We start from the raw sequence: 25062 nt of genomic DNA, 5'->3' as shown, positions 1-25062 counted from the left end.
TGTCGTGGCAGCAGCCTGATCGTGTCAGCGCGCCACGTGGTTGTGGTCCGGCACCGGGTCAACCCGAACTCGGGAGGTCGGAGAGCAGGGCCGCAGCAGCTCTGTCGAAAGGGGCGATGCTGCCTGCAGCACGACACAGGATGTGCGCGCCTTCGAGTGTGACGATCATGAGGGTGGCCAGATCAGCGGCCTGGGACGAGCTCATTCCGGCGTGGGTGAGTTTTCCGGTGAGCTCGCCGACCCAGCCGGTGAACGCTTCGGCCGCGACAGTACGCAGGCTGCTCTGGTCGGCAATGGCCGCACCGCCATCGACGGTGACCGCCGCGATTGCGCAGCCGCCGCCCCCGGCGGACGCCTGCACCACGGGGCGCACGCTGCGAAGGAACGCCTCCACGACTTCGCGTGGCGAGCGGGCCGGCAGTTCGTGCAGGTGACTGCGGACGTCTTCTGCGTTGCGGCGGGCGGCTTCGAGGGCGAGTTGCTGTTTGCCGCCCGGGAAATGGTGATAGATCGCTCCCCGCGCGGCACCGCTCTCGGCCAGGACGTCGGTGAAGGACATCACGGCCAGGCCGTGGCGCTGCAGCAGTCCGATTGCTGCGCTGATCATGCGGGACTTCGTGTCCACGGCCATCGCGACCCCCTTGACTAGTACGTCCATCCTAGTCCATGCTCGCATCACTAGGACGCACGTACTAGTAGCGCGGGCTGGACAGCCCCCGAAACCGGAGGTTCGTGATGGGCAAGACATTTCTCTACACCGAGATCCAGGCGGCAGTGCCGTTCGAGCAGTTCGACTGGTACCAGATCAACGCGGCACTGAAGACCGCACCGGGCCTGATCCGCAAGACGTGGCTGTCCGGCATCGGAACGCACACCGTAGGTGGCTTCTACGAGTTTGACAGCGCCGAGAACGCCCTGGCCTTCGCTCAGGGCCCCTTCGCCGAAGAAGCCCGCCGGGCCGGAGCCCCGGCAACGACACGACTGTTCGACGGCGACATCGTCAAAGACGCCAGTATCGACCTGAACTCGCCCTACTACACCTGACACCACAGGTTGCCGCGACCGCACGTCGCCGCCGAGTCGGCTCTGAACACCGCCTCGCTCCACTGCCGGGGCGAGGCGGCCTCAACGGAAAGTCATCTCGATGAACATCACGCAGCACCCCGAGAACACCGTGAGCTGGATCGACCTCGGCACCCCCGACATGGAGACGACGACGGCGTTCTACACCGCACTGTTCGGCTGGACCGTCGCCCCACCGGACTTCAACGGCTACAGGCTCTGCGCGCTGCGCGGACATCTCGTCGCCGCCCTGGGGCCGGCCGAGGACGCCGGCGCACCGTACTGGACGATCAACGTCACCGTGTCGGACATCCACGCCACCGCCACCCGCTTCACGAACCTGGGCGCCCAGATCGTCGTGCCACCCACCCGGGTCGGGACGCTCGGCCACGCCGCCGTCACGCTCGACCCCGTCGGCGCACCACTGTCACTCTGGCAGCCCGGCACCCATGACGGCATACAGCTGAACCACGAACCGGGTACCTTCGCCGGCATCAGCCTTCTCACCGACCACTGCGCGCAAGCCGCCGCCTTCTACCGACCAGCCCTGCACTGGAACTCCAACCCCCAGCACACCAGGTTCCGGTTGCCGGACAACTCCATCGCCGCTGTCAGCCCGCCGCCAGCGAAACCCACGGCACAGCGATCACTCTGGCTGGTCAGTTTCGCCAGCAACAGACCCCATGCCGACGCCAAACGGGCCCGACAGCTCGGTGCGACCGAAGTGCGCCAGGACTCCAACGGAGACGTGGCCTTGCGCGATCCCACCGGCGCTCTGTTCAGCCTTACCCAGCACGTCCGATAGCCCCGCTCCGCCCGAACGCGTTACCCCAGGCAATCGCGCACCAAGTTGTTACCGCTGGGCGACGCAGGACAACGACTCGAGCGACCACTTGCCGTATGTGGGACACGTCCACCCGGGCATATCCACGCCGACCTCGAACGCGCCCCCGCCTACACGGTCCGCGGTCAGGTCCGCGCCGGGCGGCGGATAGAGGTGCCCGGCACGCTGGCCCTCCAGTACGACGTCGAGCAGGCAGCGCGGAAGGGCGATTCTGTGGCCACGGCGCAGTCTCGAAGCCGCGCGAAACCGGCCGTCGGGTCTGCCGGGGATCGCCAAAGTTTGGCGTGATCAACGATGACAGGCAGCGCTCTGCGCAGCGCGCGTGCCCCGGTCGTGCGTCGGTGCCGTTCGGCCAGGCTCACGGGCTCTCCACCTGACCGTCGACATGACGGGGAGGGCTCTGCTGGCGCGGGGGAAGCGCGGCCTTCAGGGTGCGGCCGAGGAGGTGCGGGCGGCGGGTGGAAGCGCTCTGCCCATCTGTGTGGACACCGCGGATCACGAGCAGCTGGCGCGGGCCGCCGAGCGGGTCGAAAACGAGCTGGGCCCCATCGATGTATGGGTGAACTCCGCGTTCACCACCGTCTTCGCACCCGTCACGCAGATCCGACCCGAGGAGTTCCGCAGAGTCACCGAGGTGACGTACCTGGGGTGCGTATACGCGACCCAGATCGCGCTCAGCAGGATGCTGCCCCGCAACCGAGGCACCATCGTGCAGGTCGGCTCGGCCCTGAGCTGCCGCGGCATCCCGCTGCAGGCGGCCTATTGCGCCGCCAAACACGCGCTCATGGGCCTCCACGAGTCCCTGCGCTGCGAGCTGTTGCATGGCGGCGGCGGTGTCCATGTGACCATGGTCCAGCTGCCGGCCCTCAATACTCCGCAGTTCCGCTGGGTCCTCTCCCGGCTGCCCCGGAGGGCCCAGCCCGTGCCCCCGATCTATCAGCCGGAGGTGGCCGCCGACGCCGTGCTGTACGCGGCCGATCATCCCCGGCGGCGCGGGTACTGGGTGGGTGGCTCGACCGTGGGAACGATCGTCGCGAACAGGATTGCCCCGCCTTGCTGGACCGCTACCTCGCCAGAAGGGGATTCGGGGCTCAGCAGACCTCGCAGCCCCGGGACACGGCACAGCCCGCCAATCTCTGGGAGCCGCGGTGCGGCGACGGCGGTGGGACTGCTTCGCCGCCGCGGCCACGCATGAGTCCCGCTCTGCCCTCGCCGGGAGGCTCGCTCAGTCCTTCGTGATCTCGAACCTGTGGGTCTCGTAGCCCAGGACGTTGTCGTCGGCGTCTACGAACGTCCCTGTCACCTCGTACGTGTCGCGCGCCAAGTGCCCTATCGGCAGCCGCTCGAGAGGGAGGACCAGCTCATAGGGACCGCCGGGCCTGAAGCTGCCCAGCATCACCTCGGTTTTGCCCACCACCGCTCCCTGCCGCTTTCTCTCGTCGACGAACTTGAGCCTCTCGACGGCCCTCCCGACACGGAAGACCAGCGTGATCCGGATTTCTGCACCCTCCCTGAGGGAGAAAGGAGCGGGCTGCGGTGAGGCTTCGGATTCGTCCGATGTCGGCAGCGCGACAACAAGATCGTCGTGGCCCTCCGCTTGCAACGTCACGTGCAGCAGCTCGAATTCGCGAGTATCCCCGGTTGGATGTTCAAGGGGCGTATTCATCGGACGAGCCATCTTTCGCTGCCGGTGGGGCGGACGAACCAGAAGTGAACCATGTCAACCACCGGCGAGTGATTCTCGGATTCCCGGAGTGCTCGGAGTCAAACCGACTCTTCGGTGATGCGTAAGTCCGCATGCTCGGGGCACGTGCATGCCGAAGACCCGGTGATGAGGAGGTATCGCCATGGTCCCGCTGCTCTTGGTGCTCCTTCTGGTCCTGCTGCTTTTCGGGGTCGGGTTCGCCGCCAAGGTTCTCTGGTGGATCGCGCTGGTCGTGCTGGTGGTCTGGCTGCTGGGGTTCCTGTTCCGGGGCCCGGTCGCCGGAGGCGGACGTTCGCGTTGGTACCGCTGGTAGACGAGGCCCTGTGACGGCGGTGGAACGGGGCTGCACGGACGGAGGCGTCGCCACTGGCGTGCCGTACGTCCGCAACGGGCGGGAGCAGCGCAGCGCCCGAGCGCCGCATGATCGCCATCGCCGACCACCCATCAGGACTCCGCGCCCGCTGCTCAACTGCGGGCGGGCTCCTGAATGATGTCCTCGCTGGTTGTTGTGGCGTGCCCTTTTCGGTCTCGTAGCGCCGCGAGGTGTCTCTCCGCCAGACGGGCCGCCTCCAGTGGGGTGCGCCCTCCCATCAGGACACACAGGGTGTAGGCGGCGTCCTGGAAGCGTGCCCTGCTCTTGGGGTCGGCCGGGTCGCGGAGCATCCTGCTCTCCTGCAAACGGTATGACCTCAGAACCTTGGTGATCACCGTCTCGTTGGGCATCAGCATGGGTCTTCCTCAAGCGACGTGGGCCCACAGCGCGGTGCCCAAGACGGGTGCAACGAGGAGATGGGGCGCACCTGGGCACCAGGAAGCGCCCGCGCCGTGCAGCACCATTGTTCGCCGGAACCGGCGTTCGCGCTTGTTGGCGGATCAACCATCCGGAGTGCGCCAGGATGCGCAGTCCAGCCGGGAGGAACAGGCGCCCGGTGCGCATCGTCTCTCGGCCACGAGGCCATCGAGCGCGACCCCGGCTCCGCTCTGGGCGACATCAGCCCGGCCCGAGCCCAACCAGTGAAAACCCTCGGGCTGACGGGTTTCGTCCCAGCCGCAAAGGGCACCCGCAGCTTGCGGCTGAGCGGCCGCGAAGGTGAAGGACCAGGGCACGGAGTCCGTGGACTCCGTGCCCGTCCTGTCAGAAATTCATGGCTGGCGCGCCGCCAAGAAGTCCCGTCTGCCTGGCGGCGCCTGGCACGCACGCTCGCTCGCCGCGTTGTCGTCATTCGCCGATGCCTCGCGTGGGCTCCTAGTGCCCAGCGATGATCAGGCGGCGGCCATGCGGCAGAGTCCCCCGCGCGCCAGCCCGGCATCCCGTTCCCCCTCTCAGCACCACGGGAGTTGGGGGACTGTCGACGTGTCCGCCGGCTCGCATTGGCGGAGCGGCAATCTCCTCGCAGACCGCAACCGAGAAGCCCAGCAGCAGGCGGGCGTGTGTTGGTCCTGGGGGCGCAGGGCCATCTTCCGGGCTCCACTCGCGGAGCGCGTCGACGGCATTGGTCAGCAGACTGGGCACCGCGCGACTCTTGCGTCGGGCGACTGACATTTCATGTTTGCCATACGGACATATGCCTCATACTTGTACATAACGACTGTCTCGGTGCCTGCTCATGGGGAGTGGAGTCCTCAGATACTCCACCCCGACGGCGTGAAAGTCGCATCCGCAGGTGGCGGGACGAACCCACCCATTCGAGGCGGTTTGGATCATGAAGAATGGCCAGGTGGCCCTTGCCTTGACCGCCGGCTACGCCCTCGGACGCACACACAAGATGCGCTGGGCGCTCGCTCTTGCCGGTATAACGGCGGCCGGTAGAGGGATGGGCGCGGGCCGCCTCGCGGCAGGAGCGGCCAAGTCCCCGGAATTGTCACGGTTGACGCACGACGTGCGGGACCAATTGATGTCGGCGGGCCGGAAGGCCGTTGTGGCGACGGCGAGCAACCAGATCGACTCGCTGAGTGACCGGCTGCAATCCCGTGCTGAGTCACTTCGCACGAAACCCGAGGCGGAGGAGACCGAGGAAGACGAGGAGCCCGAGGAGATCGAGGAGACCGAAGACGAGGAAGACGCCGACGAGAGGGACATGGACGAGGAAGCGGAAGAGGAGCAGGCGCCCAAGAAGCGGGCTCCGGCAAAGAAGACCTCAAGCCGTGCGCCGCGAAAGAAGACCTCCAGTCGTTCCTCGCAGCGGAGCGAGGGGTGATGACCAATGGCTGAGCGATCGGACGAGAAGCGCGAGAGTGGACACGGGTCCCTGATGGAAGGTCTCCCTACGGACCGTTTGATACAGGAGCTCGAGAACCTCATTGCCGCGCTCGGTCAGCGGGCCTTGTCCGCTGTCACGGAAAAGGCGAGCGGGGGTGTCAAGCGCCTGGCCCATCCCGGCGGGGATGGCGACGGTTTGAAGGAAGCGGTGGCGGCGGGAGGCCGCCAGCTGGTGGAGCACATACCTCTCAAGGCAGCTGCCGGCGCCGGATTGTCAAAGGTGAAGGACAAGGCGGTAGAGGCGCTGCCCGGTGGTGGCGGTGACGACAAGGGCGGGGGCAAGAAGGTCAAGGTCGTCAATATCGTCGAAGAGATCGACGTGGGTGTGCCCGTGTCGGTCGCGTACAACCAGTGGACCCAGTTCGAGGACTACCCGAGCTTCATGAAGAAGGTCGAGCGCGTCGAGCAGGAGTCCGAAACGGAAATCGAGTGGAAGGCCCAGATCTTCTTCTCGCACCGCGAATGGCATTCGACCGTCATCGAGCAGGTGCCCGACGAGAAGATCGTCTGGCAGTCCAAGGCCGAGAAGGGCCATGTGGACGGTGCTGTGACCTTCCACGAGATCGCGCCGAACCTCACCAGGATCCTGATGGTCCTGCAGTACCACCCGCAGGGCTTTTTCGAGGGCACCGGCAACCTTCTCCGGGCCCAGGGGCGGCGGGTCCGTCTGGAGCTCAAGCACTTCCGGCGACAGGTCATGACCGAGGCCCTTCTCAACCCTGATGAGGTCAGGGGATGGCGTGGCGAGGTCCGTGACGGCGAGGTCGTCCGCACCGACGAGGAAGTTCGCGAGGAGGAGGAAGAGCGCGAGCGCGAGGCAGCCGCAGAAGCCGAGGAAGAAGCCGAGTACGAGGACGAGTACGAAGACGAGGACCAGGGCCCCAGGCAGGAGGACGAGTACGAGGACGAGGAGGACGAGGAAGAAGACGAGGAAGTCGAGGAAGACGAAGAGGAAGAGCCGGAAGAGGAAGAGCCCGAAGAAGTCCCCGAGAAAAAGCCCGCCCCGTCTGCTCGTCGACGGTCCAGCAGGGCAAAGTCGAGGTGATGTGTGATGACCGTAGCCAGTCAGAGCAGCCGCTACTTGGAACGGCCTTCCACCAGTGGTCTCGCCGAGGTCGTCGACCTCATCCTGGACAAGGGCCTCGTCATCGACATCTTCGTCCGTGTCTCAGTGGTGGGCATCGAGCTTCTGACGATCGACGCACGCATCGTCGTTGCGAGTGTCGACACCTACCTCCGCTTCGCGGAAGCAGTGAACCGCCTCGACCTCGCCCGCGCCGGAACCGAACGCGGGCTGCCTGAGCTCGTGGACGACCTGCGGGAAGGCGGCGCGAAGCACAAGACCCGCGGTGCTCTCGAGGGCGTCAAGGAGAAGGTGAGTGAGGCCTTCGGCAACGGCGAGGACGAGGAGGACCAGGAGGAGGAGCAGCCCGAGGAGCGGCCCCGTCGCAGGTCCAGGCCCGAAGGCCGGAAGGAGCGGGAGCGGTGACCGCCGACGAGGCGGGGACGGCTCTGCCGGTGCAGGGCGCCTGCTATGTCTACGGCGTCGTCCCCGAGCCGACAGACCGTGCCCCCGCAATGGATCTCCCCGCGGTCGGGAACTCGCAGACGCAGGCCACATTCGTTCGGCACCGGGGAATTGCGGCCGTCATCAGTGCGGTTCCCACCGACCGCCCGCTGGGCACCCCGGAGGATCTGCACGCGCACGCACGCGTGCTGGACTCCCTGGCCGCCGCCACAACTGCCGTCGTCCCCTTCCGCTTCGGCACCGTACTGCCGGATGTACGGACCGTGGTCGAGGAGTTGCTGGAGGAAGGACGTGACGACTTCGCCGAGATCCTCAAACGGCTGCACGGCCAGGCGCAGTTCACCCTCAGAGCCCGGTACGTCCAGGACGCCGTGTTGCGCGAGGTGCTCGGCGAGAATCCGGCGATAGCCCGACTGCGGGAGGAGGTGGCGGCAAAGGACGAGGATGCGAGCTACTACGAACGTGTCGAGCTCGGCAGAGCCATCACCGACGCGATCGCCGGCAAACGCGAAACGGATACGGCCGAGATCCAACGCCGTCTCGCTCCCTTCGCCGTCGCCACGGCCCATGCCGAACCGGCCGTCGCGGAGGGGGTGGTGAATGCCTCCTTCCTCGTTCCGCAGGACAAGTGGGCCGCGTTCGAAAAGGCGGCCGAAGAACTCGCCGTCCAGTGGCACGGCCGGATCCAGTTGCGCCTGCTAGGCCCTCTCGCGCCCTACGACTTCGTGGACGAGGCGGCGAGCGAGATCGAGGAGGGCCGATAGCCGTGGGACTTCTCAGCGGGCTGTTCACCTGGCCGCTCGCGCCGGTCCGCGGAGTGGTGTGGATCGCAGAGCGCGTCGAGGAGGTGGCAGAGCGCGAGCTCAGTGACCCGGAGGTCATCCGGCAGCGCCTGGAGGAAGTGCAGATCGCGCGGGACGCCGGGGAGATCACAGATGAGGAAGCGGCAGAACAGGAAGCAGAGCTAGTACGCCGCCTCATGGCCTCGCGGTCCCCCGACGGCGGCATGGAGGTGTGAACCGTGCCCGGATCAGAACGTGCCGCGCCGGAGCCGAAGAGGCCTGCCCGGCCGAAGCGGGAGTCGGCGACAGACGCGTCCGAGCGCAGCTCGACCGACCGCCCGAGGCGCAAGACGACGAAGTCCTCATCCCCACACCGTCTCAGTGGCCGCCGGGCCGCCGCACGAGCCGCACAGCACGTCTCTGAACTCGCCGGCAAAGATCTCGAGGCCGTGACCTCTCTGGAGAAGACGGAGCAGGGCTGGCAAGTGGGCATCGAGGTCGTGGAATCGCATCGGATACCCGACTCCACCGACATCCTCGCCGTCTACCTCGTCGAGATGGACGACGCGGGAGAGCTGATTTCCTACCGCCGCGACAAGCGCCATTACCGGGGCAGGGCAGAGAAGAGCGGAGCATGAGCCAGGGTTCGGGCTGGAGTGGCGCAAGCAGGCGAAGAGACCCCTCGCTCGTGCCCTCCCGGCCCGAACCGGCCAATCTGGCCGACATACTGGAGCGCGTCCTCGACAAGGGCATCGTCATCGCGGGTGACATCCGGATCAACCTGCTGGATATCGAGCTGCTCACCATAAAGATCCGTCTTCTGGTGGCCTCCGTCGACCGTGCGCGCGAAATGGGCATCGACTGGTGGGAACACGACCCCACCCTTTCCTACGGGCAACGTGACGTCCTTGAGGAGAACCGCCGCCTGCGCCGCCGTATCGGTGAGCTGGAGGCAGAAGACCGGGGCAGTGAGGCCGTTGAGGCCGATGAGGAGGCCGACCGGCCGCGGGACGAGGAGCAGGAGCGATGACCGAGTCCTGCGTCACCTGGCTCTACGCCATCGCCTTCGACGTCCACCCCGTCACCGCCGTCAGACAAGCGGCGTTGACGGGGGTGGCCGGTGAGTCTGTGCATGTCGTCGAGGAGTCCGGGCTGCTCGGCATCGTCGGTTCGGTTCCGGTCAGCGACTTCGGCGAGGAGGAGCTGCGCGAACGCCTCCAGGACCTCGACTGGCTCGAGGCAGCTGCCCGGGCCCACCACAAGGTGATTTCCACGGTGGCTCGCGAGGGGAACATCATCCCTCTGCGCTTCGCGACGATCTACCACGACGACGATCGTGTGCGTTCTCTCCTGGCGGAGCGCCGGGCGGACTTCGCCTCGGCGCTGAACCGCGTGGCCGGGCGGACGGAGTGGGGCATCAAGGCGTACGCCGACCCACGGACGCTCGAGCGGCAGGAACCAACCGATACGGGCCCCGAGGAGGGCGGCAGCCCCGGTACGGCCTATCTCCTGCGTCGTCGAGCGCAGCGACAGGGGCAGGAGACCGCGCAACGGCAAGCTCAGGACCGGGCGGAGCAGATTCATGTCGCGCTCCAGGAACTCGCGGTGGAGTCGGCCCACCATCGCCCTCAGGACGCCCGGCTGGCTCGGTACGAGGGCTCGATGATCCTCAACACCTCGTATCTCGTGCCGAACGTCCTTACTGAGGAATTCGTTACTGCGGTCGAGGACATCCGAGGTCGCTTTCCCGATGTGCGGATCGAGCTCATCGGCCCGTGGCCCGCCTACTCCTTCGCCGGTGACGACGTGGGGCCGGAGCGGACGTGAGCGCATGACCGACCACCGGCAATCGCCCGTACGGCAGTCCCAAGTGCCGTACGCCTTCGAGGGACAGCAGATCGCCTTGGTCGACCTGCTCGACCGGGTTCTGGCCGGAGGTGTGGTCATCGCTGGGGAGATCACCCTGAGTATCGCGGACGTCGACCTCGTCCGGATATCGCTGCGCGCACTGATCGCCTCCATCCGTCCTGGCATGGAGGCCTCCCGTGCCACGGAGGCAGACGCCCGTCGGAGCGGCCGTGATGAACCGTAGACCCGGCGAAGACCGCGGAGGCGGCACACCAAGGAACGCGGCACGTCGGTTCCCCGAACGCGTCGAGATGGACCCCGAGTCGGTGGAGCGAGGACTGGCCGGTCTTGTGCTGACCATCGTCGAACTGCTGCGCCAGTTGATGGAACGGCAGGCATTGCGCCGCATTGAAGACGGAGGCCTCAGCGGGGAGCAGATCGAGCAGCTCGGGCTCACGTTGATGGCTCTGGAAAAGCACGTCGAGGAGCTGCGGGAGCACTTCGGCCTGTCACCGGAAGACTTGAATCTAGACCTCGGCCCGCTGGGTCCTCTGCTGCCTCCGGAGCCTTGAGCGCAACGCGAGAAGGAATGACGTTTGCGGGTTCTGGGGCGAGGTACCCGCACGGTATCCGAAAGAATCGCTATTCGGTCGAGGAGAACTGATCCGCATGGCTGAGGGAAAGAAGATTCGCGGCAGGGCCCAGGAGACAGTGGGCAAGGCAAAGGAAGCGGCCGGACGCGCAACGGGCAAGGACGATCTTCGCCTCAAGGGCACCGGTGACCGCATCGAGGGCAAGGCACGTCAGGCGGCCGGAAAGACGGAGGACATCGCGAAGGGTACGGCGGAGGAGGTCAAAGGAAAGGCCCGCAAGCACAAGTGAGCATCGTCCGCTGCGCGAAAGAGAATCAGGCCCTGATTCCACCCGGGGCCCTGCCCAATTAATGCGCATACACAACTAAGGAGCCCGAGAAATGAGCACGGTGAAGCAAGCGGTAGAGGTTGGCGTGCCCGTCCACACGGCCTACAACCAGTGGACGCAGTTTGAGGAGTTCCCGAGGTTCATGGAAGGGGTTGAGGAGGTCAGGCAGCTGGATGACCTGCACAACCACTGGACCACAGAGATCGGCGGTGTCCGGCGGGAGTTCGACACCGAGATCGTCGACCAGCTCCCTGATGAACGGATCGCGTGGCGCACGATCAGCGGCGACACCAAGCAAAAGGGCATGGTCCGCTTCCAGAGCCTGGACGAGACGCACACGCGGGTGGAACTTGTGATGGACGTCGAAAGCACCGGAGTAGCTGAGAAGGGCGCGGACATGCTCGGCATGATCGACCGCCGCGTGAAGGGTGACATGGGACGCTTCAAGGAGTACATCGAGAAGCGCGGCGGCGAATCCGGCTCGTGGCGTGGCCGCGTGACGCCTGGATGATGTGAGGGAGCGACCCTTGTCCGTACGGGTCACACGGGATGAGCAGGGCGGCGGAACCTCTGAGTCCCGCAAGCGCGGTGTCTAACGTTGAGCGATTCGGCGTACGTTCTCGATGTTTCCGCAGTAGGCGGCGAGCTGATCCGCCCGCTCACGCGCGAAGACCCGGCCCAGCTCGGCCCTGTGCTCGTCAGTCACGTTCTCCCGCCTGCCCGTGAGCAATCAGCAGACCGGCGAACTCTCGCAGAGCCCCCGCGCGGTCCGCCTCGGCGCTGCGCATGCGACGGGAAAGGTCTTCCGTAGTCCGGTGGTCCTTCAGGATCAGCTCGACCAAATCGTGGGACGCCATTCAGCACTGCCATATTGGGTGCCGTTCTGCGGAATGAAGGTGACTTGCGCGAAGGGAAGTCCGCGTACGAGGGTGATTCGAGACCAGATCGTCGGAAAGATCAAAAGGCTCCTCGTTCCGAGACTCATTCCGGGACGTGTCCTGGTCGGGTCATGACAGGCGAAGGGAAAGCTCCGTGCACGACAAAGCTCTCAGGATTTACCTGAACGACCACTTGGCCGGCGCCACTGCGGGAGTCGAGCTGTCGCGGCGGGTCGCTCGTGCACACCGCTCTTCGGCGCGTGCCTCAGAGATGCGGCGCCTCGCTGAGGACATCGACCAGGACCGACAGAGCCTCATCGAACTGATGCATTCCCTCGAGATTGCTCCGCACCGATACAGGATGTACGGCGGCTGGATCGCGGAGAAGGTAGCCAGGCTCAAGCCCAACGGCCGCGTCTACCGTCGCTCGGGGCTGAGTAGCCTCATCGAATTGGAGGTCCTACGGTTGGGCATCGAGGGCAAACATCAAATGTGGCAAGCGATGGTGCCCGTGGCCGCCGAACTGGACCAGCTCGAAACTTCGCTTCTCCATGAGCTCATGGACCGGGCCACCGCTCAGATGACAACCGTCGATTCGTTGCATCACGCCGCAGCTGCCGCTGTTCTGACCCATCGCCGTGGCTGACGTTCCGGTTCAGCACATCGGTGACCAGCGGGTCACGTCCGGGGGCCCGTATGGCAGCCGGCTCATCATGGTGACGAGGAGGACGGTATGCGCGCGTTGACTTGGCACGGAAAGCGGGATGTGCGAGTGGACACCGTGCCGGATCCGGTGCTGAAGGAAGACACGGACATCATCGTCCGGATCACATCCACCGGTATCTGCGGTTCGGACCTCCATCTGTACGAGGTGATGGGACCGTACCTCGATCCCGGCGACATCCTCGGACACGAGCCCATGGGTGTCGTCGAAGAGGTTCGGCGCGACGGTGGCCTCGCTCGCTGTCGGCGACCGGGTCGTTATTCCGTTCAACCTTTCATGCGGCCACTGTTTCATGTGTGAACGAGGCCTGCAGTCCCAGTGCGAAACCACGCAGGTTCGCGAATGCGGCATGGGAGCCGCGCTGTTCGGCTACACCAAGCTGTACGGCCAAGTGCCGGGCGGGCAGGCCGAGTTTCTCAGGGTCCCCTTCGGGGACAGCCTGCCGATCAAGGTCCCGCACGGGCCGCCCGACGAGCGGTACGTCTACCTGTCCGACGTCCTGCCCACCGCCTGGCAGGCGGGTGGAGTACGCGAACTTCCTGCCCGGCGGCACCGTCACTGTGCTGGGCCTCGGGCCGATCGGCGAGATGGCAGCCCGTATCGCCCTGCACCGGGGCGCGAGCATGGTCATCGGCGTCGACCTGGTGCCCGCCCGGCTGGCTCGTACCGCCGCCCGCGGCATCGACGTGATCGACGCGCGCAAGTACGGCAGGGATCTGGGCGACGCCATCCGCGAACTGACGAACGGGCGGGGAACGGACGCCGTGATCGACGCCGTCGGCATGGAAGCGCACGGCGCGCCGATCGCGAAGGCGGCCCAATGGATCACCGGCCTGCTGCCCGACGCCCTTGCCGCGCGAATGATGGAGCACGCCGGGGTCGACCGCCTGAACGCGCTTTACGGCGCGATCGACGTCGTACGACGCGGGGGCACGATCTCGCTGGCGGGCGTTTACGGCGGCGCGGCCGATCCGCTGCCGATGCTGACGATGTTCGACAAGCAGATCCAGCTCCGAATGGGACAGGCGAACGTCAAGCACTGGATTGACGACATCATGCCGCTGCTCAACGATGACGATGTGCTCGGAGTCGAGAGCTTCGCCACGCACACCATGCCGCTGGAGGACGGTCCGGATGCATACGAGATGTTCCAGCACAAGACGGACGGCATGATCAAGACCCTCCTGAAGCCCTGAGCACACCGAGTCACGACGTGCGTCGTGTGGGGCCACGTTCGGCCGGAGGCCCTTCCGACCGGAGACCGGAGGCGGCAGCACCAATTGGTGCTGCCGCCTCCGGTCTCCGGTCAGAGGAGGACACTCTGGTCACCGGACCCGGGCCCCTCCGCCGTCAGCGTCGGAGCTTGACCCGCTCGAGTGCTGCGACACCAAGGGCGGCCAAGCCGATCTGGAAGAGCCACTCGATCCAGTCGACGCCCTCGGTGTCGGCGACATCGAAGGCTGAGGCGATGGCCGAGCCCACAAACGCGGCCACGATGCCGACCGCGATCGTCCAGAGGATGCCGATGCGCTGGCGTCCCGGGACGACAAGCCTGCCGAGCACGCCAATGACGATACCGATCACAATCGCGCTAATAATGCCCGAGATATCCATGTCTGTCCCTTTGTCACGACTCTCCCACCCCTTTCTGCTCGGATACCCCTTACGGGCAGGAACAGTCAGCCTCTGGTATCCCGGACCTTTCCCGGAGGCGCATCAGTCTCGGCGTAAGCCTCCAAGGGACGCACCGCGGGCCCCTGCACCACGCTGCCATCGGTGTCGAAGCGGGAGCCGTGGCAGGGACATTCCCAGGTCCGCTCGGCGTCGTTGAACTGCACCAGGCAGCCGAGGTGGGTGCACCGTGCCGACAGCGTGTGCAGTGCGCCGTCCTCCTCGCGGTAGACGGCCAGGTGCCGCGCTCCTCTGCGTACGACGGCGCCGCTGCCCCTCGGGAGGTCGGCAAGGCCGTCCGACGGGGGCGAGGAGAGCCGGTCACCGACGAAGTGCCGCGCAGTGTCGACCTGGCGCTCGACCAAGGCGCGGCCTTCGCGCAACAGGTGGAGCCGCCGCGGGTCGTACAAAGGGGCCCAGGCAAGCTCATCACCCATGATCAGCGATGTGAGAAGCCGGCCCGCCATCACTCCACCGCTCAGCCCCCACCCACCGAAACCGGTCGCGACATAGGTGTGGCGGGCGGCGGGATGGAGCAACCCGACGAAGGGGATGTGGTCAGTGGTCCAGTTGTCCTGCGCCGCCCAGCGATGAACCGGTTCGGCAGTAGGGAAATGCTCGCGCATCCACGAGCTCAGGTGCGCATACCGCTCCCGCACCTGCCCGGCACCCGGTGTGAACTTCTCCCCGGTGACGATCAGCAGTCGACGTTCGGCGTCGTAGGGGGCAGTTCGCACCGACCTCGTCCGTTGCTCCTGGGTGTGGTACATCCCCCGCGGGTCGAGGTCCTTCGGGATCAGCCCTGTGACGACCAGTTCACGGCGCGAGGCCATCCGGGCGAACAGCAGGGCGCGGTCGAAGATCGGGTAGTGCGTGGCGACCACGACATCGCGAGCCGTGATGCGGACGCCTCTCGACGTGCTCAGCCGGCACGGAGAGCCCTCCTTCAGCCCGGTGACCCGGGTGCCTTCGACGATGCGGGCGCCGCGCTCGGTCAGATCGTCCACAAGGCCCGCCAGGAACTTGAGCGGGTGGAACTGTGCCTGACCGCTGGCGCGGACCGCGCCGGAGACGGGGAACGGGAGCCCCGTACCCGGCACGAACTCCGCGGCCAGACCCGCTGCCTCGGCCGCATCTGCCTCCGCACGCAGCTCGTCGAGCCCGGCTTCACGGGTGGCATAGCTGTAGGCGTCGCAACGCTCCCACTCGCAGTCGATGTCCAACTCGGCGCTGACCCGGCCGACTTGTTCGACGGCCTCCTGTTGCGAGGTGGCGTACAGCTGGGCCGCGCGGGGCCCGAAGGCGGAGCGGAGGTGTCCGTAGGTGAGTCCTTGGAGAGCGGACAGCTTTGCGGTGGTATGCCCGGTGACACCGGACCCGAGCCGATTCGCCTCCACCAGGATCACCGAACGCCCGGCGTGCGCGATCTCCCACGCCGTGCAGAGCCCCGCCATTCCGCCGCCGATCACGGCGACGTCGGCTTCCTCGTCGTGCTCCGGCGGAGGATGGGCACCCTTCAACTCGGCTTCCAGCCAGTACGACGTGGGCACACCCGGCAGCGTGGTCATGGGCTTGCCCTCCTCCCTGCTCGAGCGGCTCAGCCCGGCCAGGTTCCGGTCAGGCGGCGTACGACGGTGGCGCCGCCGCGGTCGACGGCCGCCTTGACCGCGGAGAAGATCGCACCCTGCAAGGTGGCGGCGATCATGACTTCCCGCCACTTGCGGTCCTGGTCGGTGGCGTCAGGGGCGTCCTCGTCGTGGCCGACCGCCTTCCACACCTGCTTGAAGACCGCGCCGGCCAGGGCACCGCTCACCGCACCGAGGGCCAGGCCGACCGGCTTGTAGGCGATCTTGGAAGCTTTCATGCGTTCTTCCTCCTACGGCGGGCGAGGAGGATGACGGTCAGCGCGGCTGCACCGGCGATGAGCAGGGTGCGGTTGCCGCGCGCGAACTGCGCCGTCCGGGCGGCCTTGTCGCGTACCGGCTCCGGGGTGGTGTCCTGGATCTTCGCTCCGAGACTCTGGGCCTTCTCCGTCAGCTGTTGCTTGGCGTGTGCGGCCGTCTCGCGTACCGGCTCGGGAGTCTTGTCGTGCGCCACGTGGAGGGCCTGGGCAGCCTTGTCCTGCACCTGAGTCTTGACCTTCGCCGCCTTTTGCTGCGCCTGGGCCTTGATGTCGGCCTTGGCGGTCAGCGCCTCGACGGTCTGGCCGAGTTCCAAGCGGGTCCCCTCCACCTGCTCGCGCAGTTCGTCAGCGGTGGGTACGGAGTCGTTGTTCTGCGACTTGTCCGTCATTGGTGTGCCCTCTCCTTGATCTCGGCAATATCGCTCTTGACGCTGTCGATGGCTTGCTCGGGTGTGGGTGGGGTGGCCTTGCCAACCTGCTTCTTGCCCATGGCAGTGAGTGCACCGGCCGCGGCGAGCAGGACGACAGTCACGGTCAGCGCGGAGCCCCACAACGGCCAGACCAGGTCCAGGGCCACGATCGCGGTGGCCGCCAGGGCCTGCAGAGCGATGAAACCGATCGCGCCCGCTCCACCGAGCAGACCGCCACCGATCCCGAATCGTTTGCCCTTGTCCCGCATCTCCGCCTGCGCCAGGGCCAGTTCCTGCCGCGTCAATTGGGAGATCTGCTCGGATGCCTGCCTGACCAGCTCGCTCATGGACGCATCGGAGTCCTGGCGCGGCGGCTGGTCCAGCGACCTGTCCATCGTCGTCCCTTCTTTTCCGTCGTTTCGGCGGATGTGCGCGAAGTGGCCGCCGGTCGAGGCGCTGCGCCTTGCTTGGCGCCGGTTCGTGGCGTCCTTTGGCGGCCATGTGCACGTCTCGATCTCCTCAGCGCGTACCCGAGCCCGTTCGCCCCATTCGGGTTCCCGCCCGCTGGGCAAGGAGAAATCACAGCGGGGTGGGCGGAGCAGCCTGGCGTACGAGCCCACGCCCGGAGGTCAGACATCGCCCATCTCGGCGCGTTCCTCATCGGTCCACTTGCGGGTGTCCCGAGGCTCGACGTACGGCTCTTCGTCCTCCGGGAGTCCGCCCATGATCGCCCGCTCGCGGCTCAGCTCCGCATCGAATTCCAGCCCCAGCAGGATCGCGAGATTGGTAATCCAGAGCCAGACCAGAAAGATGATCACTCCGGCCAGGGCGCCGTACGTCTTGTTGTAGGAGCCGAAGTTCGCAACGTACAGAGCAAAGCCGGCTGAGGCGATCATCCAGATCACGAGGGCCAGGAAACTCCCCGGGGTGATCCACTTGAATCCGCGGCCCTTCGCGTTCGGCGACGCCCAGTAGAGGAGCGCGATCATGCTGGTGACCAGCACCACCAGCACTGGCCACTTGGCAATTGACCACACGGTCAGTGCCGTATCCCCGATCCCCAGCGCCGTGCCGAGCTGTCGGGCCAGACCGCCGGTGAACACGACGATCAATGCGCTGACACAGGCAAGGATCATCAGCACCAGGGTGAGGGCCAGCCGCACCGGCAGCACCTTCCACACTGGGCGGCCCTCCGGGATGTCATAGACGGCGTTGGAGGTGCGGATGAACGCCGCCACATATCCGGACGCCGACCACAGCGCCAGCAGCAGACCGGCAATCGCCAGCACCGAACCGGTGCCACTTTGGCCCTGGAGCTGCTCGACAGCGTTGGTGATGACATCCCGTGCCGAGCCGGGAGTCATCTTCTTGATGTTGTCCAGAACACTTTGGGTTGCCGACTCACTGACGATGCCAAGCATCGAGACCAGGACAAGCAGAGCGGGGAAGAGTGCCAGCACCCCGAAGTACGTCAGCGCTGCTGCCCGGTCCGCCAGCTCGTCGTCCTTGAACTCCGCCACCGTCCGCTTCAGCACCGCCCACCACGACTTCTTCCCCATCGCCGTCGGCCCGTCCGGAGCATCATGCTCCACCTGCGGATCCGGCCCCGGCCCGCCCACGTGCTGGGAATCTGCCCGACGGTGGGCACTCATGCGCCCGCCATCTTGGTGGTGATCCTCGTTGCGCTTGCCCTGCCACATGGGTGCCATCCCTCACGGGTAACCACGAACCTCAATCCTGAACGGCAGCTGCGTCATCGGGACCATCCCGCAGCAGCGGCATGCTGATCTGTGGCCAGGCTGGGTGACTGCGTCCGCCCGGCTCGGCCGCGGCTCGCTCGTGACGAACAAGGGCCGGCGGATCGCTGTCCGACTCGGTCGTGTTTGTGAGCAGGCCAAGGGTGTCGGTCAGCTCGAACAGCCTCCGCACGCACGGGCTGGCATCGATCACGGCTACGGTCCGACCCTGCGACCGTGCCCTGTACCAGGTGTCCATGAGGGTGTGCAGGCCGGAGCAGTCACAGAACGAGACCCTGGCAAGATCGATTTCGAGAGCAGCGGACGCGTGCAGGGCACCGGTGAGCACTCGATGCAGGTCTGCTGCGCTGTCCATATCGATTTCGCCGACCACGACCACTCGGGCGCGGTCACCAGCGACCACGGTCACGGTGAGGGCGAGGCGGTTGATGTCGGTCGAGTCGACGACGGGGCGCGAAGGGCGCGGGCGAGGCTCCTCGAAGGCGCCTGTGGCGGAAGCCATGATCATCTCCCTCGAACGGGAAATACGTCTGACCTCATGCTGAGTCGCAGCCAAAGACACGTCAATAGATACCGGAATTTTATTTCAGGTAGTGCGAAGCCTGTATGAGGGGACGTATGATGGGGGCATGGACGAAGCCTCTGCGCCCCGCACCACGTGGACGTTCCTGACCAGCCATGCGCGAGTGCTCACGGCCATCGCACGCGATCCCTGGGTCCGGGTTCGCGAGCTTGCCACGAGGCTCGGGCTGACCGAGCGGACCGTCCAGGCCGTGGTCTCCGACCTTGAATCGGCCGGATACCTCACGCACACGCGCGAAGGCCGTCGGAACCGGTACCACCTGATCGGGGGCAGATTCCGACATCCTGCCGACGAACACCGGGACATTGCGCCACTCCTGGAAATCTTCGAAACCCCGGCGTCTGACGGCGACCAGGGCAACGCCACGGCCCAGACGGTTCCGGAGGGCCGCAACCCCGACGCGGCACGCTCGCACGACGAGTCTCGCAACGCGTAGCCGGGCCAGCCACGGCGGGGAACGTCAGCGCGTGATGGAACGTGCGATGCGGAATCCCACGTCGTCGATCCGGAAGGTCGGGTGGCTGCGGCGCCGCACGGAGGCCCGGCAGCTCCAGCGCTCGTCGAACCACCCACCGCCCCGCAGCACCCGATAGGTGCCGTAGACCTCGGCGTCGTAGAGATCCCAGCACCACTCCCACACGTTGCCCAACATGTCGTACAGGCCCCACGCGTTGGGCTGCTTGCCGCCCACGTCGTGAATGCGCTCGTGCGAGTTGCCGCGATGCCAGGCGACCTCGTCGAGCTGCCCGTACCGCGCGCTGGCCGTACCGGCACGACATGCGTGCTCCCACTCGGCCTCGGTCGGTAGCCGGTACCCGTCCGAGGATGTGTCCCACTCGATACCGTCGGCGTCAGCATTGAGGCGATACGCGGGCGCCAACCCCTCGCGCTGGGACAGGGTGTTGCAGAACCGGACCGCGTCCACCCACGAAACGCCCTCGACAGGCAACTGGTCGCCCTGCGCGGTGCTCGGCCGTTGGCCGGTGACGTGTGCGTACCGCTCCTGGGTGATCGGAAACGCCGCGAGCCGGTATGGCGCAAGCTCGACCGACCAACTGCGCTGTGTCCGCCGGTCCGACAGCGTCACTTGTCCCGGCGGGATGGCAATTATTGCGTTTCCTGCGCTCACGTCCATGGGCACGCAACCCTACCGATGCCTGTCCCTCGATGATCACGCGGCCTGTCGCAACGGTTGTCCTCACCCATGCGTGATCCGCCGTATCGGCCTACCGTCGGAGCATGAGCGAGATCTTCGTGATGTACGAGCTCGACCAGCCTCCCGCAGCGCGATCGTTGGCCGGATCGTCACCGGCCGAGGAGCGTCCCGTCCTGCGCGTGCACGCTGCGAACGCCGCTCCCGGGTCTTCGAATACTCCTGGGCCACGAACGCTGTGCGGTCAGGACACGTTCGCGATGGGGACGGCCTCGTGGAAGCCGTCGGAGCATCCAGGTTCATCGTGGTACACACCGAAGTACGCCCAACTCGTGTGCGCCCAGTGCGATGCCGTGATGGAGGTCTGATGACCCACGGCTCCTCTCCGGGTTGAACGACGGTTGTGAACGCTCCGTCGCGCGGAGTTCAGAGATATGCAGGACGGCGAGTACGGGCAGAGGCCCAACTTCCGGGGCGCGCATATTCTCGGAGTGGGAAGGCTCATCCCGATGGCCGAGGAGTGACCATGAGTGATTCCGGAAGTCATGTCCGTCAGCTGCGACAGGATGCTGAGGGGCTCAAGCAGGAGGCGGAGCGGGCGACCGATCCGCAGGAGCGGCAGCGGCTCCAGGAAAAGGCGCGCAGGCTGCTCGCACAGAGCGAGCAGGAGAGCGCCATGGCCGCGGGGGACATTTACCCCCAGGAGTGAGGGGGCAGGCACACCGGCCAGGGCGCAGACAGGCACGCCTCGGCCGGGTGCGACATGCGCGCCGCGGCAGAGCCCCGGCGCTGTTTGCCAGACCTTTCGCGCGGGTGCGCGGGGTCAGACGCCGACGGGTGTCCGCTCGTCCTCGGTGGGCGCGCCTTCGGTGAGGCCCAGCCGCTTGTGCACCGAGCGCAGCGGCCTCGGCGCGTACCAGGCCGTACGCCCCAGCAGCCGCATGGCCGCCGGTACGAGTATCCCGCGTACGGCCACCGCGTCGATCAGGATCGCCAGCCCGCTGCCGAGCCCGAACATCTGGATGAAGCTGACACTGGACGTGCCGAAGGCGAAGAAGCTCACCGCGAGCAGCCCGGCCGCCATCGTCACGATCCGCCCGGTGTGCGAGAGCCCGCTGGATACGGCGGTCTCGGTGTCGGCGCCCGCGTCGTGCAGCTCCTTGATCCGGCTCGTCACGAAGACCTCGTAGTCCATGGACAGGCCGAAGGCGATGCAGAACATGAGCACCGTCATCGAGGTGTCCATCGGCTGCGGCGTGAAGCCGAGCAGGGAGGCCAGGTGGCCGTCCTGGAAGATCCACACCATGATGCCGATGGCCGCGGTGAGGCTGATGGCGTTGAGGACCAGCGCCCGCAGTGGCTGGACCACGCTGCCGGTGAACAGGAAGAGGATCACGAACGTGGTGCCAGCGACGAGACCGATGGCGGCCGGGAGCCTGTCGGCGATCGAGTCCTTGGAGTCGATGAGCCGCGCGTCGGTGCCGCCGACCAGCGCCTCGGTCCCGGCGGGCGGATCCACCGCCTGTACGTCCTTGACCAGGTCCTGAGCCTCGCCCGACTTGGGGGTGAGGTCGCTGACGACGGTGATCCGCTGGGTGTCGGGCCGGCCCAGTGCGGCGTTCGCGGGCCCGGGCGGGGCGAAGCGGCCGTCCCGGAAGGTGCCGGCGGAGGTCTCCACCCGCACCGCGCCGTCGAGCCGCGAGATGCCGGTCGCGTACGTGCGCAGGTCGGCCGGGGCCACGGGCCCGGTCGTGACGATCTGCACCGCCGACTCGTCGCTGCCGGTGAAGTCGCGCTGCACCGCGGTGGCGACCTGCCTGCTCTGGGCGCTCTCCGGAAGCACCCGCTCGTCCGGGGTGCCGAAGGTGACGCCGAGCAGTGGACTCGCGGCGAGCAGCAGCACCCCGAGGACCGGCAGTGCGGTCAGGGCGGGCCTGCGCATGACCGTGCGGGCCAGTCGGCCCCACAGGGGAGCCTCGGCGCTGCGCACGGTCTTCGCCCAGGGCAGCCGGCCGTTGTTGACCCGGTGGCCCAGCACGGCGAGCAGCGCAGGGATGACGACCAGGGCGCTGACGGCGGCGATGGCCACCACGCCGATGCCGGCGTAGGCGAAGGAGCGCAGGAAGTACTGCGGGAAGACCAGCAGCGCGGCGAGTGCGGCGGCGACGGTCGCGGCGGAGAAGGTGATGGTCCGCCCGGCCGTCCGTACCGTGTGCCGGAGCGCTTCGGGGACGGCGGCGCCCTGCGCGAGGTGCTCGCGGAACCGGCTGATCATGAGCAGGGCGTAGTCGATGCCCAGGCCCAGGCCGAGTGCGGTGGTGAGGTTGATCGAGAAGACCGACACGCTGGTGAGGCTGCCGAGCACATAGAGCTCGGCGAAGGTGCCGACGATCGCGATCAGCCCGATGACAAGGGGCAGCAGTGCCGCCACCACACTGCCGAAGGCGATCACCAGCAGCACGAGGATCAGTGGCACGGCGATGGTCTCGGCCAGCGCGAGGTCCTTGGCGACCTGGGTGGGCACTTCGTCGCCGACCGCGGCCGATCCGCCGGCCTGGACGGTCAGCCCGTCCCGGTCGCCGGTGTACTCGTCGATGATCGCCGAGGCGTTGTCGCCCTGCTCGGTGTCGTCGCCCTTGACGTGGGCCAGCACGAGCGCCTCGTTCCCGTCCCGGGAGGTCAGCGCGGAGGTGCCGGTGTCCCAGTACGAGATCACATTCGCCACGGTGGGCTCGCCCCGAAGCTCCGAGGTGAGGGCGCGGCCGGTGCGCTGGGCGGCGGGAGAGCCGATGCTGCCGTCGTCGGCCCGGACCAGCAGGACCAGATTGCTCTCGCCGCCGAACTTGTCGTCGATGAGCTCCTGTGCGCGGGCAGAGGGCGCGCTCGGATCTTCGAAGCCGCCGCCCTGGAGCTTGCCGAACGCCCCGAAGCCGATGGCTCCCATAGCGATCACGGCCACCGCGGTGAGTATCAGTACGAGCCTGCCCCGGTGCAGGGCCAGCCCGGCGATTCTGTCGAACATGGTCATCACCTACCGATGTTTACTCCGTTAACATCGACGGTCGCATATAATGTTAACAGCGTCAACTTCGGGCAGAATGGAGTCATGGAATCGACCACGGGCACCAAGTCCCGCTACCACCACGGCGACCTCCGCAACGCGCTGATCGAGGCCGCCGTCGAACTCGCGGCCGAAGGTGGCCCCGAGCGTGTCGTCCTGCGTGAGGCGGCCCGCAGCGTCGGTGTGTCACCCACCGCCGCGTACCGCCACTTCACCGGCCAGGGAGATCTCCTCGAGGCCGTGAAGATCGTCGGCCAGCAGGCGCTGGCCGACTCGATGGCCGAGGCCGTACGCGTGCTCCCCGCGCTCGACGACCCGGGTGAGCAGGCCGTTCGCAGGGCCGAGGCGATCGGGCGCGGCTATGTCCGGTTCGCGATCGAGCACCCGGGGCTCTACCGCACCGCCTTCTGCCGCACACCCCTGGCGCAGAGCGGCGACTTCACCGGCCTCGAAGCCCCCGAGTCCAGGCCGGAGTTCGCGGCGTTCGTACTGCTCTCGGACACGCTCGACATGCTCGTGGCCGCAGGCCGGATGCGGCCGGAGAACCGGCCCGCGGCGGAGGTTGCCGCCTGGTCGGCCGTCCACGGACTCGCGCTGCTCATCCTCGACGGCCCGCTCGCCCAACTGCCCCCCGACCAGCGCGACGCGGTCGTCGAGCGCACCCTCACCACTCTCTCCGCCGGCCTGACACGCTGAGTCGCTTCCGGTCGAGGGCGCTGAGGTCACAGGTCCAGTCGGTCGCGGCGCGGCGACGCACTGCGCCCCTACGAGCGTGATGCTCAACTCTCCGTCGGCACGCTCCGCCGGGCACCTTCGCCAGAGGACTCGCGTGTCACGGCGAGGTACGCCCAAGGACGTTGCCGCCCGCCGCTCACGGCGGCAATTCCGGTCTCGTCGTAGCGGGAAGTCGCAAGGGACCAGGCGAGGTTGCCCGCCATCAGGTGACCCATGCCCTCCACATAGTGGCCGATGTGCCCGCGCACCTCCGGAAGAACGCCTCGCTCGCTCAGCGCCTTCGGGAGAGCCGCCGCGAGCTGCGCGAAGCGGGCCATGTGCGCGTTGGCGCGGGCGGCGATGTACCCGACGGACTGATCCAGGGTGCAACCCTTCTGTTCGCGCAGGACGATGACGCTGTTGTTCACATCCCCGGCTGCCAGTTCCTTGACGAGCGAGACGATGTCATTGACGAAGATCACCACATCGCCGGTGATCTCACGCATCTCCCGCAGCGGGGAAGAGCCGTGCAGCTCGTCCGGCAGCGCGTAACCACCGCACCGCTCGGTGAAGTCGAGGCAAGGCTGTACCCCTATGGAGTCCCGCCTGACCTTGAGGAACTGTTCGAGGGAAGGCAGGCGTTGCGCGTTCCGGTTGCGTGCTTCCCCCAGGTGGGCGGCCATGTAGGCCTGCCAGTGCGTACGGAACCGACGCCGCCAGTTGTACGGTGTGCGGGCGGTTGCCCGGCGCCAGATGTCCCGGAATCCCTGGACGAGCGGCGGGCCGTGCCCGCCGGACACCTGGGGCGCGCCGTCCGTCGTCATGGTCCGTACAAGGGAGTCCACCACAGGTTCGATCGCCTCGGGTCGCATCCCCAGGTGCCCGTCGAACTGGTCGTCGAAGATGAAGAACCAGGCGTTGAAGTCAGCTGCCAGCTCAAGGTCGTTGCCTGTGGCGTCGGGGTAGAAATACGCCATCAGCCGCTCGAGCCGCAGCGCGTCGTACTCCGCCGTCACCGCTTCCCCGGTCAGCAAGCCCATCTCCTGCAGCCACTGCAGTGAGTGCCGCCGGGCCCGCTCCGCCTGAGGGTTGAAGCGGGCGGGGAACGGAATCCTGATCGCGGCGGTGCGCCGCGTAGGGTCCGTGAGCACCCGGTTGCGGCCGGAAGCCATCGCGTTCGCCATACACACCCCCTGGGTGTCCGCGGCGCGTCCCGCCGCGACGATGCACGCCTGGCGCATTTTCGCCATCCTTTCGA

The 25062-nt window shown here is 67.0% G+C and carries 33 protein-coding genes and 2 pseudogenes; 22 read left to right on the top strand and 13 right to left on the bottom strand.

The features are described 5' to 3' along the window. Positions 1 to 58: 58 nt before the first annotated feature. Positions 59 to 631: a TetR/AcrR family transcriptional regulator gene (locus tag OG905_RS02950; RefSeq protein WP_328666009.1), complete on the bottom strand. Its 573-nt coding sequence runs from the start codon at positions 629 to 631 to the stop codon at positions 59 to 61. A gap of 101 nt (positions 632 to 732) precedes the next feature. Between OG905_RS02950 and OG905_RS02945 the strand changes: the two genes are divergently transcribed. The 3 genes and pseudogenes from OG905_RS02945 to OG905_RS02935 form a co-directional block, all read left to right on the top strand. Continuing rightward, positions 733 to 1044: a hypothetical protein gene (locus OG905_RS02945; protein WP_328666008.1), complete on the top strand. Its 312-nt coding sequence runs from the start codon at positions 733 to 735 to the stop codon at positions 1042 to 1044. A gap of 100 nt (positions 1045 to 1144) precedes the next feature. Beyond that, positions 1145 to 1867 (top strand): VOC family protein, encoded by a 723-nt coding sequence (locus tag OG905_RS02940; protein ID WP_328666007.1) that lies wholly within the window; start codon positions 1145 to 1147, stop codon positions 1865 to 1867. 436 nt (positions 1868 to 2303) lie between these two features. Continuing rightward, positions 2304 to 3070: pseudogene (locus OG905_RS02935) on the top strand (SDR family oxidoreductase); the annotation flags it as partial. A gap of 61 nt (positions 3071 to 3131) precedes the next feature. Here OG905_RS02935 and OG905_RS02930 read toward each other — a convergent pair. Next, positions 3132 to 3572 (bottom strand): hypothetical protein, encoded by a 441-nt coding sequence (locus OG905_RS02930; RefSeq protein WP_328666006.1) that lies wholly within the window; start codon positions 3570 to 3572, stop codon positions 3132 to 3134. A 181-nt stretch (positions 3573 to 3753) separates the two neighbouring features. Between OG905_RS02930 and OG905_RS02925 the strand changes: the two genes are divergently transcribed. Continuing rightward, positions 3754 to 3924 carry a hydrophobic protein gene (locus OG905_RS02925; RefSeq protein ID WP_328666005.1) on the top strand — a complete coding sequence of 57 codons (171 nt, stop codon included), beginning with the start codon at positions 3754 to 3756 and terminating at the stop codon, positions 3922 to 3924. 152 nt (positions 3925 to 4076) lie between these two features. Here OG905_RS02925 and OG905_RS02920 read toward each other — a convergent pair whose 3' ends face one another. After that, a complete protein-coding gene (locus OG905_RS02920) occupies positions 4077 to 4340 on the bottom strand; it encodes a DUF5133 domain-containing protein (RefSeq protein ID WP_328666004.1) in 264 nt (87 codons plus the stop codon). Positions 4341 to 5314: 974 nt separating this feature from the next. Between OG905_RS02920 and OG905_RS02915 the strand changes: the two genes are divergently transcribed. From OG905_RS02915 to OG905_RS02845, 14 genes and pseudogenes are all read left to right on the top strand, one after another. Beyond that, the gene (locus tag OG905_RS02915) at positions 5315 to 5809 is read left to right on the top strand and encodes a hypothetical protein (protein ID WP_328666003.1); all 495 of its coding nucleotides are present in this window, start codon (positions 5315 to 5317) and stop codon (positions 5807 to 5809) included. A 6-nt stretch (positions 5810 to 5815) separates the two neighbouring features. After that, positions 5816 to 6916: an SRPBCC family protein gene (locus tag OG905_RS02910; RefSeq protein WP_328666002.1), complete on the top strand. Its 1101-nt coding sequence runs from the start codon at positions 5816 to 5818 to the stop codon at positions 6914 to 6916. A 6-nt stretch (positions 6917 to 6922) separates the two neighbouring features. Then, complete coding sequence (gvpJ, locus tag OG905_RS02905) at positions 6923 to 7360, top strand: gas vesicle protein GvpJ (RefSeq protein WP_328666001.1); 438 nt, start codon at positions 6923 to 6925, stop codon at positions 7358 to 7360. Next, a complete protein-coding gene (locus tag OG905_RS02900) occupies positions 7357 to 8163 on the top strand; it encodes a GvpL/GvpF family gas vesicle protein (RefSeq protein WP_328666000.1) in 807 nt (268 codons plus the stop codon). The genes gvpJ and OG905_RS02900 overlap by 4 nt, the downstream gene beginning before the upstream one ends. A 2-nt stretch (positions 8164 to 8165) precedes the next feature. Further along, the gene (ccmI, locus tag OG905_RS02895; RefSeq protein WP_328665999.1) at positions 8166 to 8417 is read left to right on the top strand and encodes a c-type cytochrome biogenesis protein CcmI; all 252 of its coding nucleotides are present in this window, start codon (positions 8166 to 8168) and stop codon (positions 8415 to 8417) included. A 3-nt stretch (positions 8418 to 8420) separates the two neighbouring features. Then, on the top strand, positions 8421 to 8819 hold the full coding sequence (gvpO, locus tag OG905_RS02890) for a gas vesicle protein GvpO (protein ID WP_328665998.1): 399 nt from the start codon (positions 8421 to 8423) through the stop codon (positions 8817 to 8819). Next, entirely contained in the window at positions 8816 to 9211 is a 396-nt protein-coding gene (locus OG905_RS02885; protein WP_328665997.1) for a gas vesicle protein, read from the top strand. The genes gvpO and OG905_RS02885 overlap by 4 nt, the downstream gene beginning before the upstream one ends. Then, positions 9208 to 10008, top strand: coding sequence for a GvpL/GvpF family gas vesicle protein (locus tag OG905_RS02880; RefSeq protein WP_328665996.1), 801 nt, complete (start codon positions 9208 to 9210; stop codon positions 10006 to 10008). The genes OG905_RS02885 and OG905_RS02880 overlap by 4 nt, the downstream gene beginning before the upstream one ends. A gap of 4 nt (positions 10009 to 10012) precedes the next feature. Further along, complete coding sequence (locus tag OG905_RS02875; protein ID WP_328665995.1) at positions 10013 to 10273, top strand: gas vesicle protein; 261 nt, start codon at positions 10013 to 10015, stop codon at positions 10271 to 10273. Between the two features lie 67 nt (positions 10274 to 10340). Then, complete coding sequence (locus OG905_RS02870; RefSeq protein WP_328665994.1) at positions 10341 to 10601, top strand: gas vesicle protein K; 261 nt, start codon at positions 10341 to 10343, stop codon at positions 10599 to 10601. 97 nt (positions 10602 to 10698) lie between these two features. Then, the gene (locus OG905_RS02865) at positions 10699 to 10911 is read left to right on the top strand and encodes a CsbD family protein (protein ID WP_328665993.1); all 213 of its coding nucleotides are present in this window, start codon (positions 10699 to 10701) and stop codon (positions 10909 to 10911) included. 91 nt (positions 10912 to 11002) lie between these two features. Further along, positions 11003 to 11461: an SRPBCC family protein gene (locus tag OG905_RS02860; protein ID WP_328665992.1), complete on the top strand. Its 459-nt coding sequence runs from the start codon at positions 11003 to 11005 to the stop codon at positions 11459 to 11461. A gap of 521 nt (positions 11462 to 11982) precedes the next feature. Next, positions 11983 to 12474: a hypothetical protein gene (locus OG905_RS02850; protein WP_328665991.1), complete on the top strand. Its 492-nt coding sequence runs from the start codon at positions 11983 to 11985 to the stop codon at positions 12472 to 12474. Positions 12475 to 12561: 87 nt separating this feature from the next. Next, positions 12562 to 13748, top strand: a pseudogene (locus tag OG905_RS02845) (alcohol dehydrogenase catalytic domain-containing protein). A gap of 154 nt (positions 13749 to 13902) precedes the next feature. On the opposite strand, the gene OG905_RS02840 reads toward OG905_RS02845, so the two are convergent. The 7 genes from OG905_RS02840 to OG905_RS02810 all read right to left on the bottom strand — a co-directional run bounded on the left by OG905_RS02840 (position 13903) and on the right by OG905_RS02810 (position 18795). Next, on the bottom strand, positions 13903 to 14166 hold the full coding sequence (locus tag OG905_RS02840) for a GlsB/YeaQ/YmgE family stress response membrane protein (RefSeq protein ID WP_328665990.1): 264 nt from the start codon (positions 14164 to 14166) through the stop codon (positions 13903 to 13905). A 65-nt stretch (positions 14167 to 14231) separates the two neighbouring features. Then, positions 14232 to 15791 (bottom strand): FAD-dependent oxidoreductase, encoded by a 1560-nt coding sequence (locus OG905_RS02835; RefSeq protein WP_328665989.1) that lies wholly within the window; start codon positions 15789 to 15791, stop codon positions 14232 to 14234. Between the two features lie 29 nt (positions 15792 to 15820). Then, positions 15821 to 16087: a DUF4235 domain-containing protein gene (locus OG905_RS02830; protein ID WP_328665988.1), complete on the bottom strand. Its 267-nt coding sequence runs from the start codon at positions 16085 to 16087 to the stop codon at positions 15821 to 15823. After that, entirely contained in the window at positions 16084 to 16515 is a 432-nt protein-coding gene (locus tag OG905_RS02825) for a DUF3618 domain-containing protein (RefSeq protein ID WP_328665987.1), read from the bottom strand. The genes OG905_RS02830 and OG905_RS02825 overlap by 4 nt, the downstream gene beginning before the upstream one ends. Then, a complete protein-coding gene (locus OG905_RS02820) occupies positions 16512 to 16931 on the bottom strand; it encodes a phage holin family protein (RefSeq protein WP_328665986.1) in 420 nt (139 codons plus the stop codon). Before OG905_RS02820 ends, OG905_RS02825 begins: the two co-directional genes overlap by 4 nt. 234 nt (positions 16932 to 17165) lie before the next feature. Continuing rightward, entirely contained in the window at positions 17166 to 18188 is a 1023-nt protein-coding gene (locus OG905_RS02815) for a YihY/virulence factor BrkB family protein (protein WP_328682000.1), read from the bottom strand. 79 nt (positions 18189 to 18267) lie between these two features. Beyond that, positions 18268 to 18795 carry an STAS domain-containing protein gene (locus tag OG905_RS02810; protein ID WP_328665985.1) on the bottom strand — a complete coding sequence of 176 codons (528 nt, stop codon included), beginning with the start codon at positions 18793 to 18795 and terminating at the stop codon, positions 18268 to 18270. 127 nt (positions 18796 to 18922) lie between these two features. Between OG905_RS02810 and OG905_RS02805 the strand changes: the two genes are divergently transcribed. Then, positions 18923 to 19312 carry a helix-turn-helix transcriptional regulator gene (locus OG905_RS02805; protein WP_328665984.1) on the top strand — a complete coding sequence of 130 codons (390 nt, stop codon included), beginning with the start codon at positions 18923 to 18925 and terminating at the stop codon, positions 19310 to 19312. Between the two features lie 24 nt (positions 19313 to 19336). Here the strand turns inward: OG905_RS02805 and OG905_RS02800 are convergent, their stop codons facing one another. Continuing rightward, positions 19337 to 20011: a formylglycine-generating enzyme family protein gene (locus OG905_RS02800; protein ID WP_328665983.1), complete on the bottom strand. Its 675-nt coding sequence runs from the start codon at positions 20009 to 20011 to the stop codon at positions 19337 to 19339. 104 nt (positions 20012 to 20115) lie between these two features. Between OG905_RS02800 and OG905_RS02795 the strand changes: the two genes are divergently transcribed. Then, a complete protein-coding gene (locus tag OG905_RS02795; protein WP_328665982.1) occupies positions 20116 to 20397 on the top strand; it encodes a hypothetical protein in 282 nt (93 codons plus the stop codon). A 158-nt stretch (positions 20398 to 20555) separates the two neighbouring features. Further along, the gene (locus OG905_RS02790; protein ID WP_328665981.1) at positions 20556 to 20738 is read left to right on the top strand and encodes a DUF6381 family protein; all 183 of its coding nucleotides are present in this window, start codon (positions 20556 to 20558) and stop codon (positions 20736 to 20738) included. 114 nt (positions 20739 to 20852) lie between these two features. Here OG905_RS02790 and OG905_RS02785 read toward each other — a convergent pair whose 3' ends face one another. Beyond that, positions 20853 to 23051: an MMPL family transporter gene (locus OG905_RS02785; RefSeq protein WP_328665980.1), complete on the bottom strand. Its 2199-nt coding sequence runs from the start codon at positions 23049 to 23051 to the stop codon at positions 20853 to 20855. Positions 23052 to 23135: 84 nt separating this feature from the next. On the opposite strand from OG905_RS02785, the gene OG905_RS02780 reads away from it, so the two are divergent. After that, positions 23136 to 23786 carry a TetR/AcrR family transcriptional regulator gene (locus OG905_RS02780; RefSeq protein WP_328665979.1) on the top strand — a complete coding sequence of 217 codons (651 nt, stop codon included), beginning with the start codon at positions 23136 to 23138 and terminating at the stop codon, positions 23784 to 23786. Between the two features lie 83 nt (positions 23787 to 23869). On the opposite strand, the gene OG905_RS02775 is transcribed toward OG905_RS02780, so the two are convergent. Then, on the bottom strand, positions 23870 to 25054 hold the full coding sequence (locus tag OG905_RS02775) for an isoafricanol synthase (RefSeq protein WP_328665978.1): 1185 nt from the start codon (positions 25052 to 25054) through the stop codon (positions 23870 to 23872). Positions 25055 to 25062: the final 8 nt, after the last annotated feature.

The organism is Streptomyces sp. NBC_00322, assembly GCF_036147535.1.
Lineage (GTDB): Bacteria > Actinomycetota > Actinomycetes > Streptomycetales > Streptomycetaceae > Streptomyces.
This window is presented reverse-complemented; position numbering and strand designations above follow the sequence as displayed.